We start from the raw sequence: 3,573 nt of genomic DNA on the forward strand, positions 1-3,573 counted from the left end.
CAGCACCTGCCATCAGATTGTGTTTGTTAGTCGCTTTTTTTTTGGAATTTTTTTTTTGGAATTTTTTTTTTGCGCTAACAACCTCCTGCCGTTTTGCCCGTGCATATCGGTCACGAACAAATCTGATTACTAAACACAGTAGCCTGGATTTGTTCTATCAGTAATCGACCTTATTCCTAATTAAATAGAGCAAATCCCCTTATTGGGGGTAAGACATGAAGATGCCAGAAAAACATGACCTGTTGGCCGCCATTCTCGCGGCAAAGGAACAAGGCATCGGGGCAATCCTTGCGTTTGCAATGGCGTACCTTCGCGGCAGATATAATGGCGGTGCGTTTACAAAAACAGTAATCGACGCAACGATGTGCGCCATTATCGCCTAGTTCATTCGTGACCTTCTCGACTTCGCCGGACTAAGTAGCAATCTCGCTTATATAACGAGCGTGTTTATCGGCTACATCGGTACTGACTCGATTGGTTCGCTTATCAAACGCTTCGCTGCTAAAAAAGCCGGAGTAGAAGATGGTAGAAATCAATAATCAACGTAAGGCGTTCCTCGATATGCTGGCGTGGTCGGAGGGAACTGATAACGGACGTCAGAAAACCAGAAATCATGGTTATGACGTCATTGTAGGCGGAGAGCTATTTACTGATTACTCCGATCACCCTCGCAAACTTGTCACGCTAAACCCAAAACTCAAATCAACAGGCGCCGGACGCTACCAGCTTCTTTCCCGTTGGTGGGATGCCTACCGCAAGCAGCTTGGCCTGAAAGACTTCTCTCCGAAAAGTCAGGACGCTGTGGCATTGCAGCAGATTAAGGAGCGTGGCGCTTTACCTATGATTGATCGTGGTGATATCCGTCAGGCAATCGACCGTTGCAGCAATATCTGGGCTTCACTGCCGGGCGCTGGTTATGGTCAGTTCGAGCATAAGGCTGACAGCCTGATTGCAAAATTCAAAGAAGCGGGCGGAACGGTCAGAGAGATTGATGTATGAGCAGAGTCACCGCGATTATCTCCGCTCTGGTTATCTGCATCATCGTCTGCCTGTCATGGGCTGTTAATCATTACCGTGATAACGCCATTACCTACAAAGCCCAGCGCGACAAAAATGCCAGAGAACTGAAGCTGGCGAACGCGGCAATTACTGACATGCAGATGCGTCAGCGTGATGTTGCTGCGCTCGATGCAAAATACACGAAGGAGTTAGCTGATGCTAAAGCTGAAAATGATGCTCTGCGTGATGATGTTGCCGCTGGTCGTCGTCGGTTGCACATCAAAGCAGTCTGTCAGTCAGTGCGTGAAGCCACCACCGCCTCCGGCGTGGATAATGCAGCCTCCCCCGACTGGCAGACACCGCTGAACGGGATTATTTCACCCTCAGAGAGAGGCTGATCACTATGCAAAAACAACTGGAAGGAACCCAGAAGTATATTAATGAGCAGTGCAGATAGAGTTGCCCATATCGATGGGCAACTCATGCAATTATTGTGAGCAATACACACGCGCTTCCAGCGGAGTATAAATGCCTAAAGTAATAAAACCGAGCAATCCATTTACGAATGTTTGCTGGGTTTCTGTTTTAACAACATTTTCTGCGCCGCCACAAATTTTGGCTGCATCGACAGTTTTCTTCTGCCCAATTCCAGAAACGAAGAAATGATGGGTGATGGTTTCCTTTGGTGCTACTGCTGCCGGTTTGTTTTGAACAGTAAACGTCTGTTGAGCACATCCTGTAATAAGCAGGGCCAGCGCAGTAGCGAGTAGCATTTTTTTCATGGTGTTATTCCCGATGCTTTTTGAAGTTCGCAGAATCGTATGTGTAGAAAATTAAACAAACCCTAAACAATGAGTTGAAATTTCATATTGTTAATATTTATTAATGTATGTCAGGTGCGATGAATCGTCATTGTATTCCCGGATTAACTATGTCCACAGCCCTGACGGGGAACTTCTCTGCGGGAGTGTCCGGGAATAATTAAAACGATGCACACAGGGTTTAGCGCGTACACGTATTGCATTATGCCAACGCCCCGGTGCTGACACGGAAGAAACCGGACGTTATGATTTAGCGTGGAAAGATTTGTGTAGTGTTCTGAATGCTCTCAGTAAATAGTAATGAATTATCAAAGGTATAGTAATATCTTTTATGTTCATGGATATTTGTAACCCATCGGAAAACTCCTGCTTTAGCAAGATTTTCCCTGTATTGCTGAAATGTGATTTCTCTTGATTTCAACCTATCATAGGACGTTTCTATAAGATGCGTGTTTCTTGAGAATTTAACATTTACAACCTTTTTAAGTCCTTTTATTAACACGGTGTTATCGTTTTCTAACACGATGTGAATATTATCTGTGGCTAGATAGTAAATATAATGTGAGACGTTGTGACGTTTTAGTTCAGAATAAAACAATTCACAGTCTAAATCTTTTCGCACTTGATCGAATATTTCTTTAAAAATGGCAACCTGAGCCATTGGTAAAACCTTCCATGTGATACGAGGGCGCGTAGTTTGCATTATCGTTTTTATCGTTTCAATCTGGTCTGACCTCCTTGTGTTTTGTTGATGATTTATGTCAAATATTAGGAATGTTTTCACTTAATAGTATTGGTTGCGTAACAAAGTGCGGTCCTGCTGGCATTCTGGAGGGAAATACAACCGACAGATGTATGTAAGGCCAACGTGCTCAAATCTTCATACAGAAAGATTTGAAGTAATATTTTAACCGCTAGATGAAGAGCAAGCGCATGGAGCGACAAAATGAATAAAGAACAATCTGCTGATGATCCCTCCGTGGATCTGATTCGTGTAAAAAATATGCTTAATAGCACCATTTCTATGAGTTACCCTGATGTTGTAATTGCATGTATAGAACATAAGGTGTCTCTGGAAGCATTCAGAGCAATTGAGGCAGCGTTGGTGAAGCACGATAATAATATGAAGGATTATTCCCTGGTGGTTGACTGATCACCATAACTGCTAATCATTCAAACTATTTAGTCTGTGACAGAGCCAACACGCAGTCTGTCACTGTCAGGAAAGTGGTAAAACTGCAACTCAATTACTGCAATGCCCTCGTAATTAAGTGAATTTACAATATCGTCCTGTTCGGAGGGAAGAACGCGGGATGTTCATTCTTCATCACTTTTAATTGATGTATATGCTCTCTTTTCTGACGTTAGTCTCCGACGGCAGGCTTCAATGACCCAGGCTGAGAAATTCCCGGACCCTTTTTGCTCAAGAGCGATGTTAATTTGTTCAATCATTTGGTTAGGAAAGCGGATGTTGCGGGTTGTTGTTCTGCGGGTTCTGTTCTTCGTTGACATGAGGTTGCCCCGTATTCAGTGTCGCTGATTTGTATTGTCTGAAGTTGTTTTTACGTTAAGTTGATGCAGATCAATTAATACGATACCTGCGTCATAATTGATTATTTGACGTGGTTTGATGGCCTCCACGCACGTTGTGATATGTAGATGATAATCATTATCACTTTACGGGTCCTTTCCGGTGAAAAAAAAGGTACCAAAAAAAACATCGTCGTGAGTAGTGAACCGTAAGCAGGTGCTG

5 protein-coding genes and 2 pseudogenes are annotated in these 3,573 nt (G+C 43.5%); 4 read left to right on the forward strand and 3 right to left on the reverse strand.

From position 1 onward, the window contains the following. Nucleotides 1-221 precede the first annotated feature (221 nt). The 3 genes and pseudogenes from ACP6L7_RS11315 (at nt 222) to rzpD (ending at nt 1,456) form a co-directional block, all read left to right on the forward strand. Nucleotides 222-539: pseudogene (locus ACP6L7_RS11315) on the forward strand (phage holin, lambda family). Further along, nucleotides 523-999, forward strand: a complete 477-nt coding sequence (locus ACP6L7_RS11320) for a glycoside hydrolase family 24 protein (protein WP_000229403.1) — start codon at nt 523-525, stop codon at nt 997-999. Before ACP6L7_RS11315 ends, ACP6L7_RS11320 begins: the two are co-directional and overlap by 17 nt. Further along, a pseudogene (rzpD, locus tag ACP6L7_RS11325) lies at nt 996-1,456 on the forward strand (prophage endopeptidase RzpD). The gene ACP6L7_RS11320 and the pseudogene rzpD overlap by 4 nt, the downstream one beginning before the upstream one ends. A gap of 31 nt (nt 1,457-1,487) precedes the next feature. On the opposite strand, the gene bor reads toward rzpD, so the two are convergent. Together bor and ACP6L7_RS11335 are read right to left on the reverse strand one after the other, a co-directional pair. Next, a complete protein-coding gene (gene bor / locus ACP6L7_RS11330) occupies nt 1,488-1,781 on the reverse strand; it encodes a serum resistance lipoprotein Bor (RefSeq protein ID WP_000738492.1) in 294 nt (97 codons plus the stop codon). Nucleotides 1,782-2,070: 289 nt separating this feature from the next. Then, nucleotides 2,071-2,523, reverse strand: a complete 453-nt coding sequence (locus ACP6L7_RS11335; RefSeq protein ID WP_223248938.1) for a DUF1398 domain-containing protein — start codon at nt 2,521-2,523, stop codon at nt 2,071-2,073. Between the two features lie 243 nt (nt 2,524-2,766). Here ACP6L7_RS11335 and ybcW point away from each other — a divergent pair, with 243 nt between their 5' ends. Continuing rightward, nucleotides 2,767-2,973: a protein YbcW gene (gene ybcW / locus ACP6L7_RS11340; RefSeq protein ID WP_001031427.1), complete on the forward strand. Its 207-nt coding sequence runs from the start codon at nt 2,767-2,769 to the stop codon at nt 2,971-2,973. A 164-nt stretch (nt 2,974-3,137) separates the two neighbouring features. Here ybcW and ACP6L7_RS11345 read toward each other — a convergent pair whose 3' ends face one another. Then, nucleotides 3,138-3,332: a YlcI/YnfO family protein gene (locus ACP6L7_RS11345; RefSeq protein WP_001421937.1), complete on the reverse strand. Its 195-nt coding sequence runs from the start codon at nt 3,330-3,332 to the stop codon at nt 3,138-3,140. Nucleotides 3,333-3,573: the final 241 nt, after the last annotated feature.

Source organism: Bacillus silvicola (genome assembly GCF_050524305.1).
Lineage (GTDB): Bacteria > Bacillota > Bacilli > Bacillales > Bacillaceae_G > Bacillus_A > Bacillus_A cereus_AT.

What these genes read in the sequence shown, in the direction of transcription:
- ACP6L7_RS11320 (WP_000229403.1), top strand. Translation starts at nt 523, where the DNA reads ATGGTAGAAATCAATAATCAACGTAAGGCGTTCCTCGATATGCTGGCG.
- ybcW (WP_001031427.1), top strand. Translation starts at nt 2,767, where the DNA reads ATGAATAAAGAACAATCTGCTGATGATCCCTCCGTGGATCTGATTCGT.
- ACP6L7_RS11345 (WP_001421937.1), bottom strand. Translation starts at nt 3,332, where the DNA reads ATGTCAACGAAGAACAGAACCCGCAGAACAACAACCCGCAACATCCGC.
- ACP6L7_RS11335 (WP_223248938.1), bottom strand. Translation starts at nt 2,523, where the DNA reads ATGCAAACTACGCGCCCTCGTATCACATGGAAGGTTTTACCAATGGCT.
- bor (WP_000738492.1), bottom strand. Translation starts at nt 1,781, where the DNA reads ATGAAAAAAATGCTACTCGCTACTGCGCTGGCCCTGCTTATTACAGGA.